Below are 13,147 nucleotides of genomic sequence, written 5' to 3'. Positions count from 1 at the left end.
AAAACAGCTATCTCTCATCTCTCTGTCCGGCCGCGGCTAGCTCGCACGAGAACCTGCAAATTCTCCATATATAAGGACCAAACGCCCTCTTAGTGGGTGTTTCCTGATCGCCGGCGCGTTCCGCCCCGGTCCATCGCCGTGGTCCTAGCCTTCCCCAGCGGGAGTACGGGTCGCCTCCGTGGTCACCACTGAATGTTCGAATCCGTGGACCCAGTCGAAGATCACCTCGTGCGCCTGCTGGAGGGCGCCGTTCTGGCAGTGCAGGTGCCCGCCGTCGGCCTCGGCGAAGGTGTGGACGCGCACGGAGCGGGCGCCGGTGAGCCGGGCGGCGAAGTCGCGGCCGAGCGCGGGGTCGTAGAAGTGCTCGCGCTCGGCCAGCAGGACGAGGCTGTCCGCGGTGATCTCGCCCGCCCAGTCGCGGTCGTCGAAGGGGCGCATCGCGTCGATCAGGGCGGGCAGCGATCGCGCGCCGAACGTCCAGAGCGCGTTGCCGATCCCCCAGCGCGCCTGGGCGTCGAACCTGCCGTACAGGGGGACGGCGCGCCGCATCCACCAGGGCATGCGCTGGAACGCGCCGCGCACCGGCCGGGGCACGTTGTGCAGGAACGCGGTGAGCATGCCGGGGAAGTAGTCGTACAGGATGATCCCGTCGTAGCGCGGCTCGAACGCGGCGGCCCGGGCGAGGAGGTGGCCGCCGAAGCTGATGCCGGCGCCGACCAGCAGCCGGGGCTCGACGACGCCGTCCAGCCAGTCGAGCACCGCCGCGGTGGGCCGCTCCCATTCGGCGGTGAACGGCATGCCGTGCTCGCGCAGCGACGACCCCTGGCCCGGGCCGGTGAACATGAGCACGCAGTGGCCGCGCCGGACGGCCGCGGCGCCGAGCATGAAGTACAGCTCTTCGAGCGTGGAGTCGAAGCCGCCCTGGACGACGAGGACCGTCCGGGAGTCCGGGCCCTCAGGGCGCATGAACAGGGCTTCCAGGTCCGCGCCGTCGTAGGGGATGCGGGTGCGGGTGATGTCCGTGCCGAGGGCGTGCAGCCCGGCGTCGAACAGGTCCCGTCCGGACGCGGCGGTCGCGGCGCGGCGCGGGTCGGCCGGGTCCAGGAAGAACTCGGCCTGCCGCTGGTAGTTGGCGGCCCGGAGCAGCGCGGTACCGCGTGACACGGGCTCGCCGTAGGCGCGTCCTCGCGCCGCGACCCGTTCCGCCATCGCGGACCACTCCCGGTACCAGGACTCGAAGTCGCCCCTGCGGACCCGTGCCATGACGGCGGCGACCTCGCCGAACTCGCCGCCGTCGTAGGCCGCGGCCCACAGCCCGCGCAGCGCCTCGAAGTCGAACGCCGGCGTCCGGGAGAACCTGATCCTGCGCATCCGCGGCCCCATTTCCATGTCATGACACATATTTTCCCGGCGCCGAGCATATGCATGTCATGACACATAAAGCAATAGACTCCCCCCGTGGAGCCCGTACTCGAACTGCTCATGGCCCTGAAGACCGCGCAACGGGAGGTCGAGCGGCGGTTCGGCCGCCTGCTGCGCCCGCTCGGCGTCACCGCCGTCCAGGCCGAGGCGCTGCTGATCATCGCCGACGGGCAGCCGGTCTCCATCGCCGACCTCGGCGCCCGGATGGCCGCCGACCCCGGCCACCCCAGCCGCCTCGCCGACCGCCTCACCGCCGCCGGGTGGATCGACCGCAGCCCCTCGCCGCACGACGGGCGGCGGACCGACCTCACCCTCACCCCCGCCGGCCGCGACCTCGTCCAGCGCATCGTCGCCGCCCGCCGGCCGTTCTTCGACCAGGCCGCCGAAGCGCTCGCCGAGGCCGGCCTCGTCGACGTCCTGCCGGACGTCCGGCGCCTGCTCGACCTGGTCCGCGCGCTCCCCGATCCCGAGTGAGCCCGCCGGAGAACAACCGGCGGCGCCCGCGTGTTGCAGGAAACGGATTGCCCGGGACGCCCCGTCGGTCGGTATGATGCACTTTCGAGTTCACTCAAATGACCGTCCGGAAGGGGAGCAACGGGATGCTGGAGCGGATCACCGTGGACGAGGCCGTGCGGGAGCTCCGTCCCGACTTCGCCGTGCTCGTCATGACCGCCGAAGGCCTGCACAACGGCCCCAGCGACGCGGCGTCCGAGGCCTGGCTGCGCACCGCCGGCGAGCACGCCGACGCCGGCGACCCGCACGTCGAGGCGTGGCGCGAGGCCTACCGGGCGTTCGGCGCCAAGCCGAAGCGGACCCGGCCCTCCGTGGACGCCCTGCTCCGCCGCGCCGAGACGCTCCCCGCCATCAACCGGGTCGTCGACGCCTACAACGCCGTCAGCGTCGCCCACGCCCTGCCCATCGGCGGCGAGGACCTCGACGCCTACCAGGGCCCCGCCCGGCTCGTCAGGGCCACCGGCGACGAGCCCTTCGACGTGGTCGCCGGCGGCGAGCCCGCCGTGGAGCACCCGGACGCCGGCGAGGTCGTCTGGCGCGACGACGCCGGCGTCACCTGCCGGCGCTGGAACTGGCGGCAGTGCGTCCGCACCCGGCTCACCGAGACGACCAAGAACGGCCTGTTCCTGCTGGAGCGCCTCGCCCCGTACCCCCTGGAGCGGCTGCACGCCGCCGGCGACGACCTCGCCGCCCGGCTGCGAGAGATCTCCCCGGACGTCCGGATCGAGAGCCGGCTGATCGGCGGGACGTGATGGTCACCGCCCTCGCCCTCGTCACCGCCGTCGCGTTCGGCGTCGCCGACTTCCTCGGCGGCGCCGTCTCGCGCCGGTCCACCGCGCTGAAGACCCTGGTGCTGTCCGCCCCGATGGGGCTGCTCGTCGCCGTCGGGGCCGCGCTGCTGGCCGGCGGCGCCCCCGCAGCGGGCCCGCTCGCCTGGGGCTTCTTCGGCGGGCTCGCCGGCGGTGTCGGCCTCATCGCCTTCTACCGCGCGCTCGCCCGCGGGCCGATGAACGTCGTCGCGCCGGTGTCCGCGCTGGCCTCCGCGGTCCTGCCGGTCGGTGTCGGCGTGCTGCGCGGCGAGCGGATGGACGAGACGGCCCTGCTCGGCGTCCTGCTGTGCCTGCTCGCGATAGGCCTGGTCAGCATGGAGAAGGGCGCGGAGGACGAGCCGTCCGCCACCGCCTCCCTCCTCCGCCGGCCCCTGGACAGCGGCCCGCTGATGGCGCTGGTGTCCGGGTCCTGCTTCGGGATCTTCTTCATCATGCTGAAGGCGGCCGGGGACGGCGCCGGGCTCTGGCCGATCGCCACCGCCCGCGTCGGCACGCTGACCGTCGTGTTCACGGCGCTGCTGATCGCACTCCGGACGCGCGGCGGCGACCGCGGCCCGTGGGTGAGCGGCCGGACGATGATCGGCCTCGCGCTGCTGTCCGGCGTCCTCGACTCCGGCGCCAACGCCCTGTACTACCTGGCCGTCCAGGACGGCCTGCTGAGCCTCGTCACCGTGCTGACCTCGCTCTACCCCGCCATCACGGTGCTGCTGGCGAGGATCGCCTACAGCGAGCGGCTCCGCGCGGTGCAGCGCGTCGGCATGGCGATCGCGGTGGCGGGCGTCGCCCTCGTCACCGTCGGCTGACCCCGCCGCGATCCGGCCGTCTGATCGATCTCTGGAAAAGGGGGTGCCCCGCGGTGTATCCATGATCGGATGCCCGTGGGCGGCCAGGGGGAGGGACAGTGCGTACCGGGCTGAGACTGGCGGACAGGTACCAGCTCGACTCCCTGCTGGGACGCGGCGGGATGGGCGAGGTCTGGCGCGGCCTGGACGAGCGGCTCGGCCGGCCGGTCGCGGTCAAGATCCTCACTGCGCCGGCGGGCGCGGACGCCCGGCTGACCAGCCGGTTCCGCCGCGAGGCGGAGATCATGGCCCGGCTCCGCCATCCGGGGATCGTCGTCGTCCATGACGCCGGCGAGGACGGCCACCTGCTGTTCCTGGTGATGGAGCTCCTCGACGGGGAGGACCTGTCCGCGGTGCTGAAACGCCACCCGCGGGGCCTGCCGGTCGAGCGGGCGAGGCGGCTGACGGCGGGGATCGCCGACGCGCTGCACGCGGCCCACCAGCAGGGCGTGGTGCACCGCGACGTCAAGCCCGCCAACGTGATGGCCCGCCCCGGTGACCTGGTGACCGTCATGGACTTCGGGATCGCCCGGTACGCCGACCAGGTCACGCAGCTGACCGGCAGCGCGATCCTCGGGACGCCCGCGTACATGGCCCCCGAGCAGTTCGAGAAGGCGCACGAGCCGACGCCGCGGACGGACCTGTACGCGCTGGGCGGGGTGCTGTTCGCCCTGCTCACCGGCCGGACACCGTTCGGCGGGGACAGCCTGCACGCGCTGATCCGCGAGATCGTTCTCACCGATCCGCCGAGGCCGCGCGACGTGCGTCCGGACGTCCCCGGAGATCTCGACGAGCTCGTGCACGCGCTGCTGGCCAAGGATCCGCGGGACCGGCCGCCGGACGCCCGCACCGTCGCCGAGCGGCTCCGTGCCGTTCCCGCGCCCCGGCCAGAGGCGCGGCCGCCGGTTCCGCAGCAGGCTCCCCCGCCGGCGCAGGCTCCCCCGCCTGCGCAGGTTCCGCCTCAGGGACAGGGGGCGGCGCTGCCCCCGCCTTCACCTGCGCCTCCGGGCCTCAAGACGAGACCGGTCACGGAGGCCGTGACGGCGCCGGCGCCCCCGACGGTCGCCGTGGACGAGGATTCGCCGATCTCGCTGAAGGCCTGGCTCCTGGCGACGGCCGGGATCCTCGCCGTGGTCGCGGGTGGCTGGTTCCTGCTGGAGAACCCCATGGGGCGTTCGGTGGACGACGGGAGGTTCTCCACGCCCCCTGCCTGCGCCGGTCTCCCGACGCCCAGCATCGAGGACGCGCAGGTCTCTCCGACGAAGAGCCCGCCGGGCACCAAGGATTCGGTGCAGTGCACCTGGTCGGTCCTGCCCAAGGAGTTCGCAGACCGGGGGAGCATCACCGTCGAGTTCAAGCGGTACGGCAAGAAGAACGGGGAGTCGGGAGCCGACAACGCGCATGCGGCCGTGATGAACGCGGGTGGTGGCGATCCCCTCTCCGGAGTAGGGGACGAGGCGCACTACGTCGACGCCTCCGACCCCTTCGGTGCGCCGCAGTTGATGTTCCGCGTCGACAATCTCACGGCCGACATCGGCATCATCGACGGCGAGGGGTCGGAGACCGCGGCCAAGAGCGAAGCGGCGTACGCCCGCCGGCTCGCGGCGGCCCTGCGGCAGCGACCCGCGGGCTGACCGGGCGAGCGGCGAACGGCGGGCGGCGAACAGCGAACGGCGAACGAGAAAACGCTCGGGGCGGGACCGCAGTCCCGCCCCGAGCGTCGGCCAGGTCATGGCCGGTGGCGGTGGTGGTGGGATTCGAACCCACGGAAGCTTGCACTTCACACGCTTTCGAGGCGTGCGCCCTCGTCCACTAGGCGACACCACCGCGGGGAAGCCTACCGGACTCTGCGGTGTACGAAGAACTCGGAGAGCAGCGCGCCGCACTCGGCGGCGAGCACGCCCGCGAGCACCTCGGGCCGGTGGTTGAGGCGGCGGTCCCGGACGACGTCCCACAGCGACCCGACCGCGCCCGCCTTCGGGTCGACCGCCCCGTACACGATCCGGTCCACCCGCGCCTGGACGGACGCGCCCGCGCACATCGTGCACGGCTCCAGCGTCACCACGAGCGTGCAGCCGGACAGCCGCCACTCGCCGCGCGCCTTCGCGGCGGCGCGCATCGCGACGATCTCCGCGTGCCCGGTCGGGTCGGCGCTGCGCTCCCGGTCGTTGCGGCCCGTCCCGATCACGGTGCCGGAGCCGTCCAGAACGACGGCGCCGACCGGGATCTCGCCGTCGGCGGCGGCGGCGCGCGCCTCGTCCAGCGCCCGGCGCATCGCCGCGCCGTACTCCTCGTCCGGTTCGGTCACGGAGTCGGTCACGGAGTCAGTCACGGAGGCGGTCGAACTCCTCGCCGAACCCGGCGCGCTCGGCGACGGCGAGCAGCGCGTCCCCCGGCAGGGCGCGCTCGCCCAGGTCGCTGAGCTGGTCCGGATCGATCCCGAGGTCCTCCAGCAGCGCCGGGTCGCCGCCGGCGTCGCCGTCCGGGACCTCCCCGACGAGCTGGTGGAACAGCGCGGCGAGCCCGTCCTCGCGGACGGTCGACACGTACGCGCGGGGCTCGTCGTCGCCGTCGAGCCGGACGACCGCGAACCAGTCGTCGTCCTGCTCGACCAGCAGGACGACCGGGTCCCCGTAGGACTCGACGGCGGCCTCCCGCATCAGGTCGGCGACGTCGTCGACGTGCTCGGCCTCGGCGAGCACGGCCTCGGTCCCGACCCAGCCCTGCGGGCTCTGCGCGAAGACGGCGGCGAAGTACGGCACCTGCTCATTGTGACCCACGGGGTCGCTGCGGTCACAGCCCTTGTGCGCTTTCGGTCGTGAGGATATTTCGGGTTTTGTCCCATGGTGGACCGCTGCGGTTCTTCCCCTGGTGCCCCAATGATCGTGATACTTCTCACCGCCAGGCGGGCGGGAGGAGAACCATGGGCAAGGACGAACTGACGCGGCGCGGGTTCCTCGCGGGGACGGCCGGTGCCGCCGCGCTCATCGCGGCCGGCGGGACGGGCGGGACGGCGGCCGACGCCGCCGCGACCGTCCGGGCGCCCGTCTCGGCGCTCCCCGACCCCGGCGACTCGGGGATCGACCACATCGTCGTCGTCATGATGGAGAACCGGTCGTTCGACCACTACATGGGCTGGGTCCCCGGCGCCGACGGCGTGCAGGCCGGCCTCACGTTCACCGACGCGCAGGGCAACGCCCACGACACCCACCACCTGAAGGTCCCCTACGGGTGCGGGTTCAACGACCCCGACCACTCCTACGAGGGCGGACGCACCGAGTACAACGGCGGCGCCTGCGACGGGTGGCTGCGCGCCGGCGAGAACGACGTCTTCTCCATCGGCTACTTCAAGGGCCCCGACCTCGGCTTCCACGGCCACGCCGCCCTCGACTGGACGCTCTGCGACCGCTACTTCGCCGCCGTGATGTCGTCCACGTTCCCGAACCGGATCTTCCAGCACGCCGGGCAGACCGACCGGATCTCCAACACCTTCACCTTCTCCGAGCTCACCACCGTCTGGGACCGGCTGAAGGAGAAGAAGATCCCCGCGCACTACTACTTCAGCGACGTGCCGTTCACCGCGCTGTGGGGCCTCAAGCACCTCGACATCAGCCGCCACATCAACTACTTCTACGACGACGCGAAGCACGGCAGGCTGCCCGCCGTCAGCTTCGTCGAGCCCGGCTTCGTCGGGGAGGCGCTGCCCGGCCTGTCCGAGGACGAGCACCCGCTCGCCGACATCCGGTTCGGCCAGAGCTTCCTCAACCAGGTCTACACGGCGATCATCGACTCGCCGAACTGGGACCGCACCCTGCTGGTGATCAACTACGACGAGTGGGGCGGATTCTTCGACCACGTCCCGCCGCCCGCCGGCCCCGACCCGCGCCCCGACCTCGGCACCGGCCTGCGCGGCTTCCGCGTCCCCTGCCTGCTGATCTCACCGCGCGCCCGGCGCGGCGCCATCGCCCACGAGGTGTACGACCACACGTCCGTCCTCAAGGCGATCGAATGGCGCTGGGGCCTCGAACCGCTGTCGGTGCGGGACGCGGCGGCCCGCAACATCGCCGAGGTCCTCGACTTCGAGAGCGCCCCGAAGCTGACCGCGCCGCACTACGACGTCCCGCGCCCGCTCACCCTCGGCTGCCTCGACCCGCAGCACTCCCACACGGGCGACGACTGGGCCCAGCTCAACGCCTACGCCCTCACCCACGGGTTCAAGTAGCGCGTTACCCGACGGCGTCGAGGGCGCGTTCGAAGGCGGGCGCGAAACCGACGCGGCCCGCGATGCTGAGCAGCATCTCGTCCGGGTAGAGCTCCAGGTCGCCCGAGATCGCGCCGAGCTCCATCTCGTCCAGCCCGAGGTCCGCGAAGATCGACATGTCGCCGACCGGCAGCACCTGGTCGAGCTCCTCGTCCTCCGGGATCGGGATGTCCAGGTAGTCCAGGACCTGGCCGGCGAGGGGCCAGTCCACCGACGCCGTGACGTCCGACAGGAACACCATCACCTCGTCGCCGAGCAGCCGGATCGCCACGAAGAAGTCGTCGCCCACCGACACGAGCCCGACCGTCCCGCCCAGGCTCGGCTGCTGCCGCAGGGCATGGATCAGCCCGGCGAGATCCTCGGTCAGCGCCACCGGGAGGATCTCGGCCTCCCAGCGGTCGTCCTCGCGGTACACCACGACGGCGAAGTCCGTCGCGTCCACATCCGTCATTTCCACCCCACCGGCGCCGTTCCTGCCTGGGCATGGTCGCAGATGCGGCGCGCGCTCGCGTGCCCCACCGCCAAACTCGGCGCCGCACCGCCGCGTGAAGCGGGGAGTCAGCTCCGCTTTCCGGTACCCAAGGGCACGAACCTACTCGATCCCCGCCGGCGCGCCGCGAACCGGGGCGCGCCCGCCGGTGCCCGTCCGGTCAGTTGATGCGGAACGTGCGGCGCCGCAGCGCCGCGTGGATCCGGGCACGCCGTGACCTGTGCGGCGTCACGCGGCGCCGCAGCTCCCGCGCCTCCGCCAGCTCCCTGAGGAAGATCGCGCGGCGGCGCAGCCGCTCGCGGACCTGCTCGGGCGAGACGTCGCCCGCGCCGGCCGCCTCGGGGCCCGCTGTGACATCGCTCACCGCCTCGTCGACGTCGGAGGCGTCGACGGGGAACGGCACCGGTTCGGGCGGGGGGACCAGGGAGTCGGGAGCCGGCGGCGCGCTCTCCGCGGGACCGGGCCCCGGCCCCGGCGGGTCGGGCGCGGGCTCGCCCTCCCGCGCCGGCCGCCGATCGCTGTCGCTGCTCATATCGCCATAGTGCCCAGCTCAGTGGCGTCTACCCAAGATTGCGGGCCCCGCCGCGGCGCGCGGACGGTGGGCTACGGTGTGCGCATGCAGACCCTCGCCGTCGACCATCCGCTCGTCGCGCACAAGCTCACCACGCTGCGGGACGTCCGCACCGACTCCCCCACGTTCCGCCGCCTCGCGGACGAGCTCGTCACCCTGCTGGCCTACGAGGCCACCCGTGACGTCAGGGTCGCCCCGGTCACCGTGCCCACCCCGCTCGTGGAGACCGGCGGCGTCCAGCTGGCCAGCCCCAAGCCGCTCGTGGTGCCGATCCTGCGCGCCGGGCTCGGGATGCTGGACGGGATGACCCGGCTGCTGCCGACCGCCGAGGTCGGCTTCCTCGGCATGATCCGGGACGAGGGCACCCTGCAGGCCCAGACGTACGCCACCCGGCTGCCCGACGACCTGTCCGGCCGACAGTGCTACGTGCTGGACCCGATGCTCGCCACCGGCGGCACCCTCGCCGCCGCGATCAAGCTGCTGTTCGACCGCGGCGCCGACGACGTCACCGCGATCTGCCTGCTCGCGGCCCCGGAGGGACTGAAGTACCTGGAGGAGGCGTTCGCCGGGACGGCCGCGCCGATCCGGGTCGTCACCGCCGCGATCGACTCGCACCTGAACGAGCAGGGCTTCATCATGCCGGGCCTCGGCGACGCCGGCGACCGCCTCTACGGCGTCGTCTGACCGGTCGTCCGACCGACGCGGCCGCCTGACCGAGGCGGCCGGCCGGCGGGGGCGCGGACGGGGCGCCGGCGCCGGGGGAGCGTGATCCGGGCGTGCTGCGCGTTCCGGATGTTCGTTCCTGGTGGCAAGGGGTACGAACGCGCTACGGAACGTCAGTGCGCGTTCCCCTCCGCCGCCCCGGCACAGGGGACCGTTACGGACCGGGCGGCGCGAGCGAGGCCTAGGAGTCGCGATGACTCACCAAGGGGATGGCGACCTGCCGCGCTACGCCGCGATCGGCGAGCGGCTCACCGAGGAGTTCGAAGGAGTCCACCAGTCCGACACCGTGGACCGGTGCGTGTCCGCCGCGCGGCACGGCGCGGACGAGGTGTGCGGGGGAGCGACCCCGGACCTCGTGGAGCGGATCGCGCGCCGGCACCTGGAGGTGCTCGCCACGGTGGCGGCCGAGAAGCGCCGCCGGGCGCGCCGGTCGTCTCTCGACAACGCGCCATAGCCCTTGCTTTGCCGGGGGTTGCGGCTGTGCGAAACTGAACCGGGGTCCGTGGGTCGACGCTCCGGGAGGCAGCCGTGCCCGCAAGCAAGCACATGACGTGGGCCGCGGCGGCCCCGCCCGACGGGCGCCGCTCCGGCCCGAGGCCGCGATGAGGCTGGTGACCCCGGGGGACTCGGCCCCGGCCTCGGTGAACAAGTACCTCCTCCCGCACGAGAACCAGGTGATCACGGTGCGCCGGCATCCGGCCGTGCTGATGGTCCCGGTGGGGCTCGTCCTCGGCGGGCTGATCGTCGCGGGCGTGCTGAGCAACACCGTCGCCAGCCAGGCCGGGACGGTGATCAGCTGGATCTGGTGGGCGTGGCTGATCCTGCTCGCCTGGTTCGTCTGGCGGGTCGCCGAATGGTCGGTCGACTACTTCGTGATCACGAACCAGCGGATGCTGCTGACCACCGGCCTGATCACCCGCAAGGTCGCGATGATGCCGCTGGCGAAGGTCACCGACATGAGCTTCAAGCGGACGATCGCGGGCCGGATGCTCGGCTACGGCGAGTTCGTGCTGGAGTCGGCGGGCCAGGAGCAGGCGCTGTCGAACGTCCCGTACCTGCCGTACCCCGAGCAGCTCTACCTCGAGGTCTGCGAAATGATCTTCCCGAACAAGAACGCCACCGCCGACGACTGACCCCGCGCCCACCGCGGCACCCGCTGCCCCGCCGGATTCCGGCCGCTACGGTTCGGTCGTGGCAGGTTCCGTTCCGCTGCTGTTCCTCGGCGTCGACGGCCCCCTCATTCCGTTCGGGTCCCCGCACCCGTACCCGACATATGAGACGGGCCGTCTAGAACACGCGGGAAGCGGTTCCCATCCCCTCCTCCCCCGCCTGAACCCCGCCCACGGCCCGCGCCTGACGGCCCTCCCGTGCGAACTGGTCTGGGCGACGTCCTGGATGGCGGACGCGAATGACCGCATCGCTCCGCGACTCGGTTTGCCGGAACTGGCGGTGGTCGCCTGGCCGGACCCGTCGGACGCCGACGAGCGGGACGCCCGGAACGGCCTGCACTGGAAGACGCGGACGCTCGTCGCGTGGGCGGCCGGACGGCCCTTCGCCTGGGTCGACGACGAGATCTCCGACGCCGATCGCGCCTGGGTGGCCGCGCATCATCGGGGGCGGGGGTTGCTGCATCGGGTCGATGCGCGGGTGGGGCTGGGGGAGGGGGATTACCGGGTTCTGGAGGAGTGGTTGCGAGAGGTTCGCGGGGCGGTGTAGAGGCGGGGCGAGAGCAATCTCGGCGGAATCGGCGATCTTGCGGGGATCGTCGGATAACGTCGAAGGCGACAGGTGCCGCGACCGTCCGGGGGGTCCCGCTTCATTACTCTCGATGTGCGTTAACCCGCAATGTGCAATCATGTCGGCACCCCAGCCGCCTGATTACTTCCGCTAAGTGAGTCCACATGCCGGGTCCAGGCAATGTCGGCGAACGTGTCCGCAACCTGCGGCTCACCAGACGCCTGTCGCAGGCACAGCTCGCCGGTCACGACCTTTCCGACAGCTACATCTCATTGATCGAGTCCGGTAAGCGGACTCCGACGCCGACCGTCCTGCGCATGCTGGCCGAACGGCTCGGTTGCACGCCCGAGTACCTCGCCGAGGGCGTCGAGCCGGAGCAGCGCGCGCACCTGGAGGTGCGGGAGCGCCACGCGCACCTCGCGCTGCTGGGCGGGGACCCGGGTACCGCCGAGTCCGGCTTCGACGAGGTGATCGCGCGCAGCGACGATCCCGACCTGACGTCCCGCGCCCGGTGGGGCCGCGCCCGCGCCCTGGAGGAGCTGGGCCGCGCCGACCAGGCGATCGCGCTGTTCGAGGAGCTGCGCGAGCAGGCCGAACGCGACCCGGGGCGGGCGAGCTGGCTGCCGCCGGTGATCGCGCTGGCGCGCTGCTACCACACGGTCGGCGACCTCGGGCAGGCGATCGCGCTCGGCGAGCGCGCCATGGACCGGCTCGGCAAGCTCGGGCTCACCGCGGGGCAGGAGTACACCGAGGCGGGCCGGATCCTGCTGCTGGCCTATGTCGACCGCTCCGACCCGGCGCGCGCGCACGAGCTCGGCAGGCGGCTCCTTCACCCGGAGGGTTCCGGGGACGACGAGTCCACGAGCGTCCACTACCAGCGGGCCAGCATGCGCGCGCTGGAAGAGGGGACGATCGGGGACTCCCTGTACTTCGCCGACCGGGCGCTGGCCGCCCGGTCCGACGCGACGCCCGTGCAGGCGCGGGCGCGTCTCGACCTCGCCGCCGCGAAGGCGCTGCTGAGGGGCGTCATGCCGTTCTCCGAGCCGGCGCCCTCCGCGGTGGCGGAGGTGGTGTCGCCGGGCGAGGGCGTGCCGGGCATCGAGAGGCCGCGCGCCGAGGGGTCCCGCGAGGCCGCGCGGGAGGCGCTGGAGCTCCTGCAGGGGACGGGTGCGCTCGAAGGGGCCGAGGCCACCGAGAGCACCATCGCCAAGGCGCGCGCGCTGGTCCTCGTGGGGGAGCTGGACGAGGCCATCGCCGAGCTGGAGCAGTTCCTCGACACCGGGATGGCCCTCGTGGCGCCTCCCCCGGCGCGGACGCACACCATCACGCCGCACCCCGGCAACGATCTCGCCGCGCGCACACAGAAGACCGTGCTGGCCCGGCTCGTCCTCGCCCGCGCCCGGGTGGCGCAGGGGGACGCCCAGGCGGCCCAGGTCGTGCTGCGCGCCGCGTCCGAGCAGCTGAGGACGCTGCCGGCCGGGCGGCCCGCCGCGCACCTGCTGCGCGAGCTGGGCGAGCTGTTCGAGCTCGTCCAGGACACCGAGTCCGCCGCCGCGGCGTACCGGCAGGCGCTGGAGGCCGCGGGCCTGCACGCCGCGCCGTCCCAGGAGGCGAACCACGACCTCGGACGCGTCTGACCTGCGGCGCATCTGATCGGGTGGGCGCCCCGGAATAAACGCGGCGGCGCGCCTGTCGTATCCTGGTGACGGAAACATGGGATGACTGGCTGACCGGATGTCGGCGCCCCCGGCTCGAGGA

Annotated in this window: 15 protein-coding genes and 1 tRNA gene; 10 read left to right on the top strand and 6 right to left on the bottom strand. The window is 72.8% G+C overall.

The genetic code is table 11. The features are described 5' to 3' along the window. Positions 1–144: 144 nt before the first annotated feature. On the bottom strand, positions 145–1,371 hold the full coding sequence (locus tag AB0C78_RS11850; protein WP_360745537.1) for an alpha/beta hydrolase: 1,227 nt from the start codon (positions 1,369–1,371) through the stop codon (positions 145–147). 87 nt (positions 1,372–1,458) lie between these two features. On the opposite strand from AB0C78_RS11850, the gene AB0C78_RS11845 reads away from it, so the two are divergent. The 4 genes from AB0C78_RS11845 (at position 1,459) to AB0C78_RS11830 (ending at position 5,241) form a co-directional block, all read left to right on the top strand. Further along, positions 1,459–1,896, top strand: a complete 438-nt coding sequence (locus AB0C78_RS11845) for a MarR family transcriptional regulator (protein WP_360745534.1) — start codon at positions 1,459–1,461, stop codon at positions 1,894–1,896. Positions 1,897–1,994: 98 nt separating this feature from the next. Continuing rightward, a complete protein-coding gene (locus tag AB0C78_RS11840) occupies positions 1,995–2,687 on the top strand; it encodes a phenylalanine--tRNA ligase beta subunit-related protein (RefSeq protein ID WP_360745531.1) in 693 nt (230 codons plus the stop codon). After that, positions 2,687–3,568 carry a DMT family transporter gene (locus AB0C78_RS11835; RefSeq protein ID WP_360745552.1) on the top strand — a complete coding sequence of 294 codons (882 nt, stop codon included), beginning with the start codon at positions 2,687–2,689 and terminating at the stop codon, positions 3,566–3,568. The genes AB0C78_RS11840 and AB0C78_RS11835 overlap by 1 nt, the downstream gene beginning before the upstream one ends. Before the next feature lie 98 nt (positions 3,569–3,666). After that, entirely contained in the window at positions 3,667–5,241 is a 1,575-nt protein-coding gene (locus AB0C78_RS11830) for a serine/threonine-protein kinase (RefSeq protein ID WP_360745528.1), read from the top strand. Between the two features lie 105 nt (positions 5,242–5,346). Here AB0C78_RS11830 and AB0C78_RS11825 read toward each other — a convergent pair. The 3 genes from AB0C78_RS11825 to AB0C78_RS11815 form a co-directional block, all read right to left on the bottom strand. After that, positions 5,347–5,434 (bottom strand) — tRNA-Ser (locus AB0C78_RS11825). Between the two features lie 10 nt (positions 5,435–5,444). After that, positions 5,445–5,927, bottom strand: coding sequence for a tRNA adenosine(34) deaminase TadA (tadA, locus tag AB0C78_RS11820; protein WP_360745525.1), 483 nt, complete (start codon positions 5,925–5,927; stop codon positions 5,445–5,447). 4 nt (positions 5,928–5,931) lie between these two features. Further along, positions 5,932–6,369: a hypothetical protein gene (locus AB0C78_RS11815; RefSeq protein WP_151540958.1), complete on the bottom strand. Its 438-nt coding sequence runs from the start codon at positions 6,367–6,369 to the stop codon at positions 5,932–5,934. A gap of 161 nt (positions 6,370–6,530) precedes the next feature. On the opposite strand from AB0C78_RS11815, the gene AB0C78_RS11810 reads away from it, so the two are divergent. Then, positions 6,531–7,829: an alkaline phosphatase family protein gene (locus AB0C78_RS11810; RefSeq protein WP_360745521.1), complete on the top strand. Its 1,299-nt coding sequence runs from the start codon at positions 6,531–6,533 to the stop codon at positions 7,827–7,829. A gap of 4 nt (positions 7,830–7,833) precedes the next feature. On the opposite strand, the gene AB0C78_RS11805 is transcribed toward AB0C78_RS11810, so the two are convergent. Further along, positions 7,834–8,319, bottom strand: a complete 486-nt coding sequence (locus AB0C78_RS11805) for a tRNA adenosine deaminase-associated protein (RefSeq protein WP_151540955.1) — start codon at positions 8,317–8,319, stop codon at positions 7,834–7,836. 199 nt (positions 8,320–8,518) lie between these two features. Beyond that, the gene (locus AB0C78_RS11800; protein WP_360745518.1) at positions 8,519–8,890 is read right to left on the bottom strand and encodes a hypothetical protein; all 372 of its coding nucleotides are present in this window, start codon (positions 8,888–8,890) and stop codon (positions 8,519–8,521) included. 84 nt (positions 8,891–8,974) lie between these two features. Here AB0C78_RS11800 and upp point away from each other — a divergent pair, with 84 nt between their 5' ends. From upp to AB0C78_RS11775, 5 genes are all read left to right on the top strand, one after another. Beyond that, a complete protein-coding gene (gene upp, locus AB0C78_RS11795) occupies positions 8,975–9,613 on the top strand; it encodes a uracil phosphoribosyltransferase (RefSeq protein WP_360745515.1) in 639 nt (212 codons plus the stop codon). A 232-nt stretch (positions 9,614–9,845) separates the two neighbouring features. Further along, positions 9,846–10,106, top strand: coding sequence for a hypothetical protein (locus AB0C78_RS11790; RefSeq protein WP_151540953.1), 261 nt, complete (start codon positions 9,846–9,848; stop codon positions 10,104–10,106). Between the two features lie 148 nt (positions 10,107–10,254). After that, positions 10,255–10,785 (top strand): PH domain-containing protein, encoded by a 531-nt coding sequence (locus AB0C78_RS11785; protein ID WP_151540952.1) that lies wholly within the window; start codon positions 10,255–10,257, stop codon positions 10,783–10,785. Between the two features lie 58 nt (positions 10,786–10,843). Continuing rightward, on the top strand, positions 10,844–11,368 hold the full coding sequence (locus AB0C78_RS11780; RefSeq protein WP_360745511.1) for a hypothetical protein: 525 nt from the start codon (positions 10,844–10,846) through the stop codon (positions 11,366–11,368). A gap of 185 nt (positions 11,369–11,553) precedes the next feature. After that, positions 11,554–13,026: a helix-turn-helix domain-containing protein gene (locus AB0C78_RS11775; protein ID WP_360745508.1), complete on the top strand. Its 1,473-nt coding sequence runs from the start codon at positions 11,554–11,556 to the stop codon at positions 13,024–13,026. Positions 13,027–13,147 lie beyond the last annotated feature (121 nt).

Source organism: Actinomadura sp. NPDC048394 (assembly GCF_040651755.1).
Lineage (GTDB): Bacteria > Actinomycetota > Actinomycetes > Streptosporangiales > Streptosporangiaceae > Spirillospora > Spirillospora montaniterrae.
The sequence above is the reverse complement of the archived record's forward strand: the minus strand, read 5'-3'. Positions and strand labels throughout refer to the sequence as shown.